Annotated in this window: 10 protein-coding genes; 6 read left to right on the top strand and 4 right to left on the bottom strand. The window is 61.7% G+C overall.

Features of this window, described 5'->3' with window-relative positions:
* Positions 1–9 precede the first annotated feature (9 nt).
* Positions 10–378 (bottom strand): PilZ domain-containing protein, encoded by a 369-nt coding sequence (locus CIB54_RS09015; protein ID WP_065952118.1) that lies wholly within the window; start codon positions 376–378, stop codon positions 10–12.
* A gap of 174 nt (positions 379–552) precedes the next feature.
* Between CIB54_RS09015 and CIB54_RS09010 the strand changes: the two genes are divergently transcribed.
* The 3 genes from CIB54_RS09010 to yjiA all read left to right on the top strand — a co-directional run bounded on the left by CIB54_RS09010 (position 553) and on the right by yjiA (position 3,949).
* A complete protein-coding gene (locus CIB54_RS09010; protein WP_065952119.1) occupies positions 553–2,619 on the top strand; it encodes a carbon starvation CstA family protein in 2,067 nt (688 codons plus the stop codon).
* A gap of 15 nt (positions 2,620–2,634) precedes the next feature.
* A complete protein-coding gene (locus CIB54_RS09005; protein WP_003176208.1) occupies positions 2,635–2,832 on the top strand; it encodes a YbdD/YjiX family protein in 198 nt (65 codons plus the stop codon).
* Between the two features lie 154 nt (positions 2,833–2,986).
* The gene (gene yjiA / locus CIB54_RS09000; RefSeq protein ID WP_101219575.1) at positions 2,987–3,949 is read left to right on the top strand and encodes a GTPase; all 963 of its coding nucleotides are present in this window, start codon (positions 2,987–2,989) and stop codon (positions 3,947–3,949) included.
* Positions 3,950–4,126: 177 nt separating this feature from the next.
* On the opposite strand, the gene glyA is transcribed toward yjiA, so the two are convergent.
* The gene (gene glyA, locus CIB54_RS08995; RefSeq protein ID WP_065952121.1) at positions 4,127–5,380 is read right to left on the bottom strand and encodes a serine hydroxymethyltransferase; all 1,254 of its coding nucleotides are present in this window, start codon (positions 5,378–5,380) and stop codon (positions 4,127–4,129) included.
* A 221-nt stretch (positions 5,381–5,601) separates the two neighbouring features.
* Positions 5,602–9,453, bottom strand: a complete 3,852-nt coding sequence (locus CIB54_RS08990; protein ID WP_065952122.1) for a sensor domain-containing protein — start codon at positions 9,451–9,453, stop codon at positions 5,602–5,604.
* A 286-nt stretch (positions 9,454–9,739) separates the two neighbouring features.
* Between CIB54_RS08990 and ettA the strand changes: the two genes are divergently transcribed.
* Positions 9,740–11,404, top strand: coding sequence for an energy-dependent translational throttle protein EttA (ettA, locus tag CIB54_RS08985; protein ID WP_065952123.1), 1,665 nt, complete (start codon positions 9,740–9,742; stop codon positions 11,402–11,404).
* Between the two features lie 87 nt (positions 11,405–11,491).
* On the opposite strand, the gene CIB54_RS08980 is transcribed toward ettA, so the two are convergent.
* The gene (locus CIB54_RS08980) at positions 11,492–12,412 is read right to left on the bottom strand and encodes a LysR family transcriptional regulator (RefSeq protein ID WP_101219573.1); all 921 of its coding nucleotides are present in this window, start codon (positions 12,410–12,412) and stop codon (positions 11,492–11,494) included.
* Between the two features lie 95 nt (positions 12,413–12,507).
* On the opposite strand from CIB54_RS08980, the gene CIB54_RS08975 reads away from it, so the two are divergent.
* Entirely contained in the window at positions 12,508–13,701 is a 1,194-nt protein-coding gene (locus CIB54_RS08975; RefSeq protein ID WP_101219572.1) for an MFS transporter, read from the top strand.
* Positions 13,702–13,736: 35 nt separating this feature from the next.
* Positions 13,737–14,561 carry a hypothetical protein gene (locus tag CIB54_RS08970; protein ID WP_065952126.1) on the top strand — a complete coding sequence of 275 codons (825 nt, stop codon included), beginning with the start codon at positions 13,737–13,739 and terminating at the stop codon, positions 14,559–14,561.
* Positions 14,562–14,594 lie beyond the last annotated feature (33 nt).

The following is a 14,594-nucleotide window of genomic DNA, read 5'->3' as shown; positions in this document are numbered from 1 at the left end:
TGTTGGCATCTAGGTTTCCAGCAATGCCGCCAACTCGCGCTCCAGTTCCTCTTGATCGCCCAGGTTCAATTCGATCAAACGTCGCAAATGGCTGATCGAGTCCAGGTCGATGTATTGGCATACGAAACCCAATTGACCCTGGTCTTCGTGGGTAAGACGAACCTGCATCTTTATATGGGCCTTTGGGTCCAGGCGTATGTCCACGTCGAACGGCAGCGCTTTATTGCCCTTCCAGTCTTGCGGTCGCTGTACCAGCAGCCCCTTTAACGACAAATCCACCAATTGCACTGGCCATTCGCGTTCGTTTTGCCGAAGTTCGGTCTTGGCGTCAAAGGCAATCCGGCGAAAACGGCGGCGGTCGGACGCGTGCTCGGTCATGGTGAAGTCCTCCGTGAATAGAAGCATTGTAGCCCTGCGCCATCATTCAGCCTTTATTTCTGCTTTTTTTGCATCGGCAAGGCTCTAGACCAACGTAGGGGGGTGGCCTTTAAGGCCAACAGCGCTAAACTCGGGCTGGCTGTCCTTTCTGTCCACCCTGGCTGGAATATAAAAATGAAAAATAATAATAGCCTGCTACGCCATCTACCCTGGCTGGTGCTGGCAATCGTAGGAGCGTGCGCCCTCGGCGTAGTGGCCTTGCGCCGCGGCGAGGCGATCAACGCCTTGTGGATTGTGGTCGCTGCGGTGGCCATCTACCTGGTCGCGTACCGGTACTACAGCCTGTTCATCGCCAATAACGTGATGCAACTGGACCCACGGCGGGCCACCCCCGCAGTGATCAACAACGACGGTCTGGACTACGTGCCGACCAACAAACATATCCTTTTCGGTCACCACTTTGCGGCGATTGCCGGTGCGGGCCCTCTGGTCGGCCCGGTGTTGGCGGCGCAAATGGGTTACCTGCCCGGCACGCTTTGGCTGATTGCCGGTGTGGTGCTGGCCGGTGCGGTGCAGGATTTCATGATCCTGTTCCTGTCCACCCGGCGTAACGGCCGCTCCCTGGGCGACATGGTCCGCGAAGAGATGGGCCGTATTCCCGGGACTATCGCGCTGTTCGGCTGCTTCCTGATCATGATCATCATCCTCGCGGTGCTGGCGCTGATCGTGGTCAAGGCCCTGGCCGAGAGCCCGTGGGGCATTTTCACGGTGATGGCGACCATCCCGATCGCGATGTTCATGGGCATTTACATGCGCTACATCCGTCCGGGCCGCATTGGCGAAATTTCGATCATCGGCGTGCTGTTGCTGCTGGGTTCGATCTGGCTGGGCGGGCAGATCGCCGCTGACCCGGTGTGGGCCAAGGCCTTCACCTTCACCGGGATCCAGATCACCTGGATGCTGATCGGCTACGGTTTCGTTGCCGCAGTACTGCCGGTATGGCTGATCCTGGCGCCGCGTGACTACCTGTCGACCTTCCTGAAAATCGGTACCATCATCGCGCTGGCGATTGGCATCCTGGTCACCATGCCTGACCTGAAAATGCCGGCGCTTACCCAGTTCATCGACGGCACCGGCCCGGTGTGGAAGGGCGGCCTGTTCCCGTTCCTGTTCATCACCATTGCCTGTGGCGCGGTCTCCGGCTTCCATGCGCTGATCTCCTCGGGCACCACGCCCAAGCTGCTGGCCAATGAAAGCCATGCGCGTTACATCGGTTACGGCGGCATGCTGATGGAGTCGTTCGTGGCCATCATGGCAATGGTTGCCGCGTCGGTGATCGAGCCTGGCGTGTACTTCGCCATGAACAGCCCGGCGGCGATTGTCGGCACCGACGTGGTGACCGTGGCGCAGACCGTCAGCAGCTGGGGCTTTGCAATCACCCCCGAAGCGCTGTCGGCCGTGGCCCATGACATCGGTGAAACCACCATCCTGGCACGTGCCGGCGGTGCACCGACCCTGGCGGTCGGTATCGCGCAGATCCTGCACAGTGTGCTGCCGGGTGAAAACACAATGGCGTTCTGGTACCACTTTGCGATCCTGTTCGAAGCGCTGTTCATCCTGACGGCGGTCGACGCCGGTACCCGTGCCGGCCGTTTCATGCTGCAAGACCTGCTCGGCTCCTTCGTGCCGTCGCTCAAGCGCACTGAATCCTGGACCGCCAACCTGATTGCCACCGCCGGTTGTGTGGCGATGTGGGGTTACCTGCTGTACCAAGGCGTGATCGACCCACTGGGCGGCATCAACACCTTGTGGCCGCTGTTCGGCATCTCCAACCAGATGCTGGCCGGGATCGCGCTGATGCTCGCCACGGTTGTGCTGATCAAAATGAAGCGTCAGCGCTACATTTGGGTGACCTTGCTGCCGGCAGTCTGGCTGTTGATCTGCACCACCACTGCGGGCTTTATCAAGCTGTTCGACGCCAACCCGGCGATCGGCTTCCTGTCGCTGGCGAAGAAATACAGCGATGCCCTTGCCAATGGCCAGATCCTCGCCCCGGCCAAGAGCATCGACCAGATGCAACACGTGATCTACAACGCCTACACCAACGCAACGCTGACGGCGCTGTTCCTGTTCGTGGTGTTCAGCATCCTGTTCTATGCGCTCAAGGTCGGCATTGCCGCCTGGGGCAACAAAGAGCGTACGGATAAAGAAGCGCCGTTCCAGGCTGTACCGGACGCATAACCGAGGATTGCACGCATGTTCAATGACATCAGTCGCCTCGGTAAATACCTCGGTCAGGCCGCGCGCCTGATGGTCGGCATGCCCGACTACGACACCTACGTCGAGCATATGCAAACCAAGCACCCGGACAAACCGATGATGGACTACAAGGCGTTCTTCCGGGAACGCCAGGAGGCCCGTTACGGCGGCAAGGGTGGGCCCAAGTGCTGCTGATCCGGCACTCGGGCTTGCGGTAATTCCATGTGGGAGGGGGCTTGCCCCCGATAGCGGTGTATCAGCGGCACATCAGTGCCTGACACACTGCCATCGGGGGCAAGCCCCCTCCCACAGTTGTTTTGTGTTCCTTCAGATATAAGGAGAACTATCTTTGTCCTCTCCCATTCCGGTCACCGTGCTCAGCGGCTTCCTCGGCGCCGGCAAGACCACCTTGCTGCGCCATCTGCTCAAGGCCGAGCACGGCTTGAAGATCGCCGTGATCGAAAACGAATTCAGTGATGCCGGCATCGATACGCAATTGTTGGGCGCAGAGCCGGTACAGGTCATGACCCTCTCCAACGGTTGCGTGTGCTGCACCATCCACACCGACCTGACCAAGGCGCTGTACTTGCTGCTCGAGCGGCTGGACAGCGGTGAAATCGCCTTCGACCGCCTGGTGATCGAGTGCACCGGCCTGGCCGATCCTGCGCCTGTGGCCCAGACCTTTTTCATTGATGAGGAACTGCGCGAGCGCTATATCCTCGACGGCATCATCACCCTGGTGGACGCGGCCCACGCCGAGCATCACTTGACCCAGACCATCGCCCAGGCCCAGATCGGCTTTGCCGACCGCCTGCTGGTGAGCAAGCGCGACCTGGTGGACGATGCCACTTTCACCGCCCTCAGCGAACGCCTGACCCGCATCAACCGCCGCGCACCGATCCGGGTGGTGGAGCATGGCAGGATTGACCTGGCCGAACTGCTCGACGTGCGCGGCTTCAACCTCAACGCCGGCATGAGTCTGCGCCCTGTCAGCGCTGCGCCATCGGTCGACCGTATTTCCAGCCTGGTGCTGCGCACCGACCAGCCGCTGGATATCGACCGCCTCAGTGAGTTCATGAACGCGCTGCTGGAAGACCATGGCAAGCAACTGCTGCGCTACAAGGGCGTGCTGAACATCGCCGGAGAGGATCGGCGCATGGTATTCCAGGGCGTGCTGAAGCTCTACGGCTTCGACTGGGACACCGAATGGGCCGAAGGCGAGGCGCGGGAGAGTGTGATTGTGTTTATTGCCGATGAATTGCCGGAAGACAAGATTCGCGAAGGCTTTGCCAGGGTCTACCAACCTACCTGACTTGAAATGCAACCAAATGTGGGAGGGGGCTTGCCACCGATAGCTGAGTGTCAGTCACCACAAGCAGCGACTGATAGATTGCCATCGGGGGCAAGCCCCTCCCACACTTGACCGCATTTCAAATTGGCATAAAAAAGCCCGGCTCAAGAGCCGGGCTTTTCATTCAAGCAACTGCAATCAAGCGCCGTACACCGGCAGCTGCTTGCAGATGGCCTTGACCTTCTCACGTACCGCGTCGATCACGGCTTCGTTGTTCAGGTCCGCCAGGATGTCGCAGATCCAGCCGGCCAGTTCCTTGCACTCGGCTTCCTTGAAGCCACGGGTGGTCACAGCCGGGGTGCCGAAGCGCAGGCCGGAGGTGACGAACGGCGAACGTGGGTCGTTCGGCACGGAGTTTTTGTTCACGGTGATGAAGGCTTTGCCCAGGGCAGCGTCAGCATCTTTACCGGAAATGTCCTGCTTGATCAGCGACAGCAGGAACAGGTGGTTCTCGGTACCGCCGGACACCACGTCGAAGCCGCGCTCGATGAACACGCCGGCCATGGCCTTGGCGTTCTTGACCACTTGTTGCTGGTAGGTCTTGAACTCAGGCTGCAGTGCTTCCTTGAAGCAGATCGCCTTGGCCGCGATCACGTGTTCCAGCGGGCCACCCTGGGCGCCCGGGAATACGGCGGAGTTCAGCTTCTTCTCGATCTCGGCATTGGCGCGCGCCAGGATCAGGCCGCCACGTGGACCGCGCAGGGTCTTGTGGGTGGTGGTGGTGACCACATCGGCGTAAGGCACCGGGTTCGGGTAGACGCCAGCGGCGACCAGGCCTGCCACGTGAGCCATGTCCACAAAGAGATAGGCGCCGACCTTGTCAGCGATTTCACGGAAGCGCGGGAAGTCGAGGATCTGCGAGTAGGCAGAGAAACCGGCCACGATCATTTTGGGCTTGTGCTCGACCGCCAGGCGCTCGACTTCGTCGTAGTCGATCAGGCCGTTGGCATCGATACCGTATTGAACGGCGTTGTACAGCTTGCCGGAGGAGGACACGCTGGCGCCGTGGGTCAGGTGGCCGCCGTGGGCCAGGCTCATGCCCAGGATGGTGTCGCCACCTTGCAGCAGGGCCAGGTACACCGCGCTGTTGGCCTGGGAACCGGCGTGCGGCTGGACGTTGGCGTAATCGGCGCCGAACAGCTCTTTGGCACGGTCGATGGCCAACTGCTCAACCACGTCGACGTACTCGCAACCACCGTAGTAGCGCTTGCCCGGGTAGCCTTCGGCGTACTTGTTGGTCAGCACCGAGCCTTGAGCCTCCATCACCGCAGGGCTGGTGTAGTTTTCCGAAGCGATCAGCTCGATGTGCTCTTCCTGGCGCACGGCTTCTTGCTCCATGGCGGCGAAGAGATCGGCGTCGTACTTGGCAATAGTCAAATCACGGCTGAACATGGCGGTCCTCAAGGATCGGGGCAGAAAAGGAGGGCATTCTAACCCAAGCGCTTATTGGAAGGGATATGAAACGTAGTCATGGGGATGAAGTGCCGGCTTCAAGTTGCAAGCTGCAAGCTACAAGTAAAAGCAGATCCGCTTCTTCTTGCAGCTTGCAGCTTGCAGCTTGCAGCTTGCAGCTGCTCTGTTCATGTTCGATTGAGTGGAGCAATTGGCTCCACTCAATCGAACATGAACAGCGCATCATTGCTGAACTGCGCCTCGAACCGGTTCGCCGGCATCGGCCGTCCGAACAGGTAGCCCTGCACTTCATCGCAGCCATGCTCGCGCAGGAAGTCCAACTGCTCGTGGGTTTCCACGCCCTCGGCGATCACTGCCAGGTTCAGGCTGTGGGCCATGGCGATGATGGCGCGGGCGATCTGCGCATCCTGCTCGCCGGAGGGCAGGCCGTCGACGAAGGTGCGGTCGATCTTCAGGACGTCGATGGGGAATTGCTTGAGGTAATTGAGCGATGAATAACCGGTGCCGAAGTCGTCGACCGCAATGCTCAGCCCCAGGTTTTTCAGGCTGGCGAGGATCTGCAGGGCTTCGTTGACTTCGCGCATCAGGATGCTTTCGGTCAGTTCCAGCTCCAGGCACGCCGGTGGCAGGCCGGTGTCCTTGAGGATGGTGGCGATGCGCGTGCCCAGTTGCCCGTCGGAGAACTGTCGCGCCGAGATGTTGACCGAGACTTTCGGCACCCGCACTTTGTTCTGGTGCCAGGTCTTGAGCTGGCGACAGGCTTCGCTGATCACCCAGTCGCCCACATCCACCACCAGCCCCAGCTCTTCCAGCACCGGAATGAAATCCCCCGGCGGCACCAGGCCGCGGCGTGGGTGGCGCCAGCGCAGCAGGGCTTCGGCGCCGGTCAGGCGTTTGCCGTCGCCGCTGAACTGCGGCTGGTAATAGAGCACGAATTCGTCCTGTTCCAGGGCGTGGCGCAGGTCGCTTTCCAGTTCCAGGCGTTCCAGGGCGCTGGCGTTCATGTCGGCCTGGTAGAACTGGAAGTTGTTCTTGCCGCGCTCCTTGGCGTGGTACATCGCCGTGTCGGCGTTTTTCATCAACTGGCTCAGCTCATTACCGTCCTGGGGACTCAAGGCGATGCCGATGCTGGCGGTCACGAAGAATTCGCGGCCTTCGAGCACGAACGGCTTCACCAGGCTCGCCAGAATCTGCTCGGCCACCGTGATCGCGCGGTTCAGCGCCATTTCGCGGTTGACACGCGGTTGCAACAGCAAGGTGAACTCGTCGCCGCCCATCCGCGCCACGGTGTCGTCTTCGGCCACGCAACCGAGCAGGCGCGTGGCCATTTCCTTGAGCATACGGTCGCCGGCGGCGTGGCCCAGGGAGTCATTGATCGGCTTGAAACGGTCGAGGTCGAGGAACATCAAGACCACCCACGACTTCTGTCGCTCGGCCGACTGCAATGCGGTGTGCAGGCGATCCTGGAACAGGGTGCGGTTGGGCAGGTGAGTCAGGGCGTCGTAATAGGCCAGGCGGTGGATGCGCTGTTCGCTGGCCTTGCGCTCGCTGATATCGCTGAAGAAACACACGTAGCTGGCCAGGTCGCCTTCATCATCGAACACCGCCGTGATACCGACCCAGGCCGGGTAGTGCTCGCCATTGCGGCGCTTGAGCCACACTTCGCCTTCCCAGGTGCTGTGCTGGTGCAATTGCTTGAGCACGTAGCGCAGGTGGGCTTCCTGCTGTTCGTCGACGGTGAGCATGTTCGGCAGTTGGTCGAGTACATCGCTGACGGCGTAACCGCTGACCCGGCTGAAGGCCTCGTTGGCCTGCACGATATAGCCGGCCGGGTCGGTGATCAGGATCGCCGAGGTGGAATGCTCGAACACCGTGGCCGCCATGCGCAGGTCTTTTTCGGCCCGGCGTTGCTGGCTGATGTCACGGCCCACGCCGAGGACGCCTTCAAACGCGCCATGTTCGTCCCACACCAGCACCACGCGCAGCTCGATCGGCACTTTGCGCCCATCGGCGCGCAGGCAGTCGAACAGGAACAGTTGGGTCTGCACCTCATCGCGCAGGCTGTTCAGCGCCTCGGGATTACCGACGGCACGGCTGACCTGCTCCATCAGGCCATACATGCCCGTGAGCTGTTGCGGGTTGGCAATGATCGACTGCCAGCCGTTCTTGAACACCCAATCCACGTCGTACCCCAGCACGGCGTTGACCGATGGGCTGACGTAGTTGAGGGCCAGTTGGCTGTCGGTGGAGCAGATCACGTCACTGATGCTTTCGGCCAGCATGCGGTAGCGTTGTTCGCTGTCGCGCAGGGATTCGCTGGCCTCGATCTGGTCGGTGATGTCTTTGGCCACGCCGATGATCCGTGTGACCACCGCCGAGGTGTCCCTGGCCAGGGCCTGTTCGCGAATGTCGAAGCGTCGCCACTGGTTGTTGCGGTGACGAAAGCGCAGCTGGCAGTGCAGTTGGGTCGTATAACCCACCTGGCGTTGCTGTTGACGCGCGTCGTGGTAATGCTCGGCGTCTTCGGGGTGCAGCAGGATTTCCCAGAAGTACTCACCCATTTTCTGCAGCTCGGCCTTGTTGTAGCCGAGGGTATGGCCCAGGTGATGGTTGCTGAAGATCATGCGCTGGCTGATCACGTCCTGCACATACAGGTGGTCGGGCACGGTGCGTACCACATCCGACCAGAAACTCTCGCGCTCGACCAGCGACAGCTCGATCAGCTTGCGGCTGGTGATATCGCTGATGCTGAGGATGACCGCCCTGATGTCATCCTGCTGTTCCGGCAAACGCATGACCAGCCACAGGTATTGTTCATTGCCCGTCACATCGTTGAGCTGGATTTCCAGCTCCAGTTGTTTTTGCCGGGTCAGTACGGCTTCCAGCACCTGGTGGCCGATAGCGGTGGCATTGTGCGGGGCATCGTCAATCAGACGCTCCCAGGCTTGCTCGCAGGAGCTCACGTTCAACAGCCGCACCGCCATCTGGTTGACCTCGGTGACGCGCAGCTCCTTGAGCAGTTTGCGCCGCTCGGCGGGGTTGGCCTGCAGCCAGGCGCGCAATTGTTCGCCGTCCTGCACCGCAGTCTTGTCGCAGAACGCCTTCAACCCCGACAGGTCGAGTACGCACAAGGCCACGCCGGTGCCTTCGAAAATATCCTGATAACGTCGCCGGCCTTCATGCACCTGGCGCTGGCGCCGGCGCATGTTCAGCAGCACGATCACCGGGACCAGCGAAAAAGCCAGGCCCAGCAGGCATTTGCCGATAAAGGCCGGCAGCAGCTGTTCGAGCACCGCGCTGCGGTCGAACAGCCCGCGCAGTTGCCAGTCACTTTTGCTCAACGGTGTGACCAGCACGCTTTTATTCAACTCGTCCGGGGTCAACGCACTGGCCCACTGTGCGGGCATGCCGCTGTCACGGCTGACCACACGGTGATTCAAGCGGTTCTCGATCGCCCACATCGGGCGCTGGCCCTGGGCATCCTGGCGGGTCAGGTTGGCCAGGTAAGTGGGCGCCAGGCGCAGCGCCCAGTACAGTTTCGACCCACCGCTGGGCTGGTGCAGCAACAGATAGATGACGGTGCCGTCGCTGTCGTTGCTCAGGTAATAGGCTTGGGCGTGGCTGCGCTTGACCAGTTCTTCGAGCAGGGCGCTGTCCTGGCTGTCGCTGGCGGTGTCGCTGATCAATGCGCCGCTGGGGGCGAGCAGGGCGAAGCTGCGCAATTCGGGAAATGAGCGCTGCAACGTGTGCATCAGGGCCAGTTGTTGTTCGGCGTTGCGCGGCGGCTCGACGATCGGCAGCAGATTCAAGGCGATCTGTGCGCTCAGGGCCATATTCTGGCTGATCTGTTCGGCCAGGTCGGCGCTGTAATCGATGGTGTATTGCTGCTGGTTTTTCTGGTTTTGCTGCAATTGGTCCAGCAGTTGCCAGAACAATAACGCGAGCAACACCAGCACAAGCGTCGCCAACGCGCCTTTAAAAGTGCCGTGCAGGGGCGCTCCCGGCGCTAGATGAGCGGCGCGCAAGGGCGTGGGCGGCGTGACTTTGGACAAGCTGTGATCCTGCGGTTTGGCTGGACTGGCGCGCGACGTGCACTATAAGCCGGACGCCCGGAGGGCGGCTAGCATGCCTTGAGTTGTGGCAAAGTGCCAGTCCCGCCTGGCTGGACTGCCCCAGCGCATTCAGGTAGCTTTGCCGGTTACGCGGGGGCGTTCCAGCCCCAGACATTCAGGCTTTTTTTCGCTCGCCGGCATTGATGATAGTCAACGGCCCGCGCGGCGCATGGCCTGGCACGGGCTTCGTCCGCTTAATTCATCAGTCACTGACGCTAGGTTCACCATGGCTCAATACGTCTTCACCATGCATCGGCTGGGAAAAGTTGTTCCGCCGAAGCGGGAAATCCTGAAAAACATTTCTCTGTCTTTCTTCCCTGGCGCCAAGATCGGCGTGCTCGGCCTCAACGGTTCGGGTAAATCCACGCTGCTGAAAATCATGGCCGGCGTCGACACCGAGTTCGAAGGCGAAGCCCGCCCGATGCCGGACCTGAACATCGGCTACCTGCCCCAGGAGCCGATCCTGGACCCGACCAAGACCGTGCGTGAAGTGGTCGAAGAGGCCGTCAGCGTGATCAAGGACGCCCAGGCGCGCCTGGACGAGGTCTACGCCGCCTACGCCGAGCCGGATGCCGACTTCGACAAGCTGGCCGCCGAACAGGCCAAGCTTGAAGCCATCCTGCAGGCCGGCGACGGGCATAACCTGGAGCGCCAGCTGGAAGTCGCCGCTGACGCCCTGCGCCTGCCGGCCTGGGATGCCAAGGTCGAACACTTGTCCGGTGGCGAGAAGCGCCGTGTGGCGCTGTGCCGCCTGCTGCTGTCGGCTCCCGACATGTTGCTGCTCGACGAACCGACCAACCACCTGGACGCCGATTCCGTCGCCTGGCTGGAGCACTTCCTGCACGACTTCCCGGGCACCGTGGTGGCGATCACGCACGACCGTTACTTCCTGGACAACGTCGCCGGCTGGATCCTCGAGCTCGACCGTGGCGCCGGTATCCCTTACGAGGGCAACTACTCCGGTTGGCTGGAAGCCAAGTCCGACCGTCTGGCCGCCGAATCCAAGCAGCAATCGGCCCATGAAAAAGCCATGAAGGAAGAACTGGAGTGGGTGCGCAAAGGCGCCAAGGCCCGTCAGTCCAAATCCAAGGCCCGTCTGCAACGCTTTGAAGAAATGCAGTCGCAGGAATTCCAGAAGCGCAGCGAGACCAACGAGATCTACATCCCGGCCGGTCCGCGCCTGGGTGACAAGGTCATCGAGTTCAAGAACGTCAGCAAAGGCTATGGCGACCGCGTGCTGATCGACAACCTGTCGTTCTCCATGCCAAAAGGCGCGATTGTCGGCGTTATCGGCGGTAACGGTGCGGGTAAATCCACGCTGTTCCGCATGCTGATGGGCAAGGAAACCCCGGATTCGGGCAGCATCGAGATCGGCGAAACCGTGCAACTGGCCTGTGTGGACCAGAGCCGTGAAGACCTCGATGGCAGCAAGACGGTGTTCCAGCAGATTTCCGACGGCTCCGACCAGATCCGTATCGGCAACTATGAAATCCCGGCGCGGACCTATGTGGGCCGTTTCAACTTCAAGGGCGGCGACCAGCAGAAGTTCGTCAAGGACCTGTCCGGTGGTGAGCGTGGCCGCTTGCACCTGGCCCTGACCTTGAAGGAAGGCGGCAACGTGTTGCTGCTCGACGAACCGTCCAACGACCTCGACGTTGAAACCCTGCGCTCCCTGGAAGAGGCCCTGCTGGACTTCCCGGGCGCCGCCATTGTGATCTCTCACGATCGGTGGTTCCTTGACCGCGTTGCGACCCACATCCTGGCTTACGAGGATGATTCGCAAGCGGTGTTCTTCGAAGGCAACTACACCGAGTACGAAGCGGACCGTAAAAAGCGCTTGGGCGAAGCCGCTGCCCAGCCGCACCGGGTACGCCACAAGAAACTGGCCTGATTGGGCAACGGGCGCCGCCCTGGCAGCGCCTGTACGCAGCAGCCTGTAGAAAAATACCCCTCGCGCAGGGGTATTTTTTTGCCCGGATTATGCCAGCGGCGCCAGCGCCGGCCGGCCTTGCAGCAATTCACCGACCACGCCCATGAACGCCTCGACCAACAGCGAGCGTGACTGTGAGCGCGTGAGGATCAGCAGGTGCACCCAGGCTTCGGGGTCTGCCAATGGTCGGTAGACCACGCCTTGCCTGGCCAGGGTGCGGGTGCACTGGGGCACCAGCGAGACACCCTGGCCTGCCGCCACCAGGGCGATGATCGAAGTGATCTGGCGCCCCGCGGGGCCCGGGCGCAGCGTCAGGCCGTGGCGTTGATACAGCTGCTCGATGGAACCGTTGAGGCCTGAACCGTAATCGCTGGGAAACAGAATCAACGGAAACTCACTGAGCTGGGTGAGGGTGACTTCGTCCTGGCCCGCTAATGGGTTGTCGCTGCAAAGCGCTGCGACCAGCGGTTCCTGCCCCAACGACAACACCTCGACGTCGGTTTGCCCGGGCTCCGGCAGCAGGCGGCTCATGCCGATGTCGATGCGACCGTCCAGCACGTGCGCATGCAGGCTGCCGGAAGCACTCTCCACCAGGGTCAGTTGCACCTCGGGAAAACGCTGGGCGAAGGCTTGCAGGGTTTGGCTGAACAGCTCCGACAGCGCGATGGAGCTGGCATAGCCGACGACCAGTTGGCCGGTGGCGCCGGCGGCCAGCTTGGCGGCAATGTCCTGCGCGAGCCGGGCGTGTTCCAGCGCGGCACGGGCATAGGGTAGAAAGTGCCGGCCCTGGGCGGTCAGGGTGACCGTGCGGCTGGTGCGGTCGAACAGACGAAAGCCGAGTTCGGTTTCCAGGGCCGAGATCTGCCGCGTCAGGGGCGGCTGGGCGAGGTGCAGGCGCTGCGCCGCGCGACCGAAGTGCAACTCTTCGGCGACCGTCAGGAAGTAACGTAACTTGCGTAAATCAAGCATTCTGTTTCCTGGGTATTGATCGGTCCGAATTCGGTATTGGTGTTCGCCACGCTGGGCATTCTATAAAGATCCTCGACAATAAGACGAGAGGTCCCATGAACCCGCGCTTGCATCACGCCCGCCTTGCCGTGTTTCTGTGTGGCTGTGCGGCGTTCCTGAATCTCTACGCGACCCAGAGCATCCTGCCTGTGTTTGCCGCAAGCTTCCAGGTGAGCGCCCGGCAGGCCGGGTGGAGCATTACCGTAACCACCCTGGCGGTGGCGCTGACTGCGCCGTTTGTCGGGCGCCTGACCGGACGTTTCGAGCAACGCACAGTGATTGTCGCGGCCGCCTTGCTGCTGGCGCTGCCGACGCTGCTGACGGCCTATGTGGACAGCTTTGCCGAGCTGCTGGTGTGGCGGTTTATCGAGGGTATGTTGATCCCGGTGGTGTTCGCCACCAGCGTGGCCTATATCGGCGACCGCTGGCGCGCAGCGACCGTCACCGAAATCACCAGCCTGTACGTCGCAGGTACGGTACTCGGCGGGTTTGCCGGGCGCTTTGTCTCCGGGGTCATGACCCAATATGTCGGTTGGCGCGAAGCCTTCGAGCTGTTGGCGCTGATCAGCCTGGCGGTCGGGATGCTGATCCTGTTGCTGCTGCCGGCCAATCCAGTGACACGTTCCAGCGTCGCGGCCGTGGGCACGCACGGGGTGCGCCGGCTTCTGCGTAAACCCTTGCTGGCGGCCTATGGCGTCGGTTTCTGCGTGCTGTTCTCACAAGTCGCCACCTTTACCTATGCCGGCCTGTATCTCAGCCAGGCACCGTTCAACCTGGGCGCCGCCGCCCTGGGGACACTGTATGCCGTGTTCCTGCTGGCGCTGGTGGTGATTCCCATTGCCGGGCGCTTGAGCAAATCGCGACCGCAATCGCAGTTACTGAGCGCCGCCGTGGCGCTCGGCCTCTGCGGTTCGGCCCTGACCTTGTTGCCGTCCCTGGGGCTGATCGTGCTGGGCCTGGCCCTGAGCTCGACCGGCGTATTCCTCGCCCAGGCCTGCGCCAATGCCTACATCGCCACCACGGCCGGGCAGGACAAGTCCGGCGCCGTGGGCCTGTACCTGACCGGCTATTACCTGGGCGGCAGCGCCGGCGCCGTGGCCCCGGCGCTGCTCTGGGAGCAGTGGGGCTGGCCGGGCTGCGTGGCGTTGATCGCAGGTTTTCAGCTGTTGTCGCTGGTAATCGCCCTGCTGGGCTGGAAACCGGTAAACAGCCAGGCACCGATCTCTGGCCGACGCGGCAAACCGGCCTGATTTTTTCATCCAATAAAGGACTATGAGAGGTGAATATGACTGACACCCTGATCAAGCGCAGCCAGCTGTTGAAAATCGTCGAACCGGTATTGAATGACATGCCGGCCAGTACCTTGCGGCATGCCCTGTTCGAAGCCGTTTGGGCTCAGGAAGAGGCGCTGATGGATATCGAAGAGGCTTTTGCGCGACTCACCTCGCGTCGGCATTCGCCGGCGGTACTGCGCAAGTTCTTCGCCAGTTGGTCGAAAACCAATAACTCGGCGGCCAGTGTGTCCGGCCTGGCCAACCGGATTACCTTGCTGGCGCGTTCCGACGCAGGCTCTGCTGCCGCCGCGCAGCTGTACCGTGCGTGCGGCAGCCTGCAGCGCATTACCGATGAAGACTTGGGCGCGTTGGGCAACACCGTGCACGCGGACCTGTTCTACACCATGGCGACCGCGCTGTGCGGCGATGACCAGTGGATGTTGAAGGACAATTGCCTGCCTTCGGCGCAGGCCTTCAAGGATTGGACCGACAGCCGTCGCCTGCGTGATCGCGACCTGTTGCAGGGCTTGCTGACCACGTTGATCCACGAGGTGTACACCCACGGCGAAGTGGAGTTCATCCATCCGTTGTACTCGCAGTGGTTCGTGCGGGACATGGGCGTACCGCCGGAGAAATCCCGTGCGACGGTGGCCTGGGTCACCGTGCACACCGGCGGCACCGAGAGCAACCATTTCGCCCATGCGGTGGCGGCGGTGAACGAGTTCACCAGCGCCCTGCAGATTGAAGTGGACCCCGCCACGGCGCGCGACATTTTTGCCGAATACCTGCAGCGTAAAGCCAGCGTGATGAACGACTGTGCACAGTTGCTGGGTTGAACCGGCGGTTTAGCCTGAGAGCCTCTGACCCAG

This window comes from Pseudomonas fluorescens (assembly GCF_002837185.1).
Taxonomy (GTDB): Bacteria; Pseudomonadota; Gammaproteobacteria; order Pseudomonadales; family Pseudomonadaceae; genus Aquipseudomonas; species Aquipseudomonas fluorescens_AM.
Note: the sequence above shows the minus strand (reverse complement) of the source record. Positions and strands in the feature narration are given on the sequence as shown.

Bases quoted from the DNA above. Each gene is read 5' to 3' on its own strand.
- CIB54_RS09015 (WP_065952118.1), bottom strand. From the start codon at position 378: ATGACCGAGCACGCGTCCGACCGCCGCCGTTTTCGCCGGATTGCCTTT.
- CIB54_RS09010 (WP_065952119.1), top strand. From the start codon at position 553: ATGAAAAATAATAATAGCCTGCTACGCCATCTACCCTGGCTGGTGCTG.
- CIB54_RS09005 (WP_003176208.1), top strand. From the start codon at position 2,635: ATGTTCAATGACATCAGTCGCCTCGGTAAATACCTCGGTCAGGCCGCG.
- glyA (WP_065952121.1), bottom strand. From the start codon at position 5,380: ATGTTCAGCCGTGATTTGACTATTGCCAAGTACGACGCCGATCTCTTC.
- ettA (WP_065952123.1), top strand. From the start codon at position 9,740: ATGGCTCAATACGTCTTCACCATGCATCGGCTGGGAAAAGTTGTTCCG.
- CIB54_RS08980 (WP_101219573.1), bottom strand. From the start codon at position 12,412: ATGCTTGATTTACGCAAGTTACGTTACTTCCTGACGGTCGCCGAAGAG.
- CIB54_RS08975 (WP_101219572.1), top strand. From the start codon at position 12,508: ATGAACCCGCGCTTGCATCACGCCCGCCTTGCCGTGTTTCTGTGTGGC.
- CIB54_RS08970 (WP_065952126.1), top strand. From the start codon at position 13,737: ATGACTGACACCCTGATCAAGCGCAGCCAGCTGTTGAAAATCGTCGAA.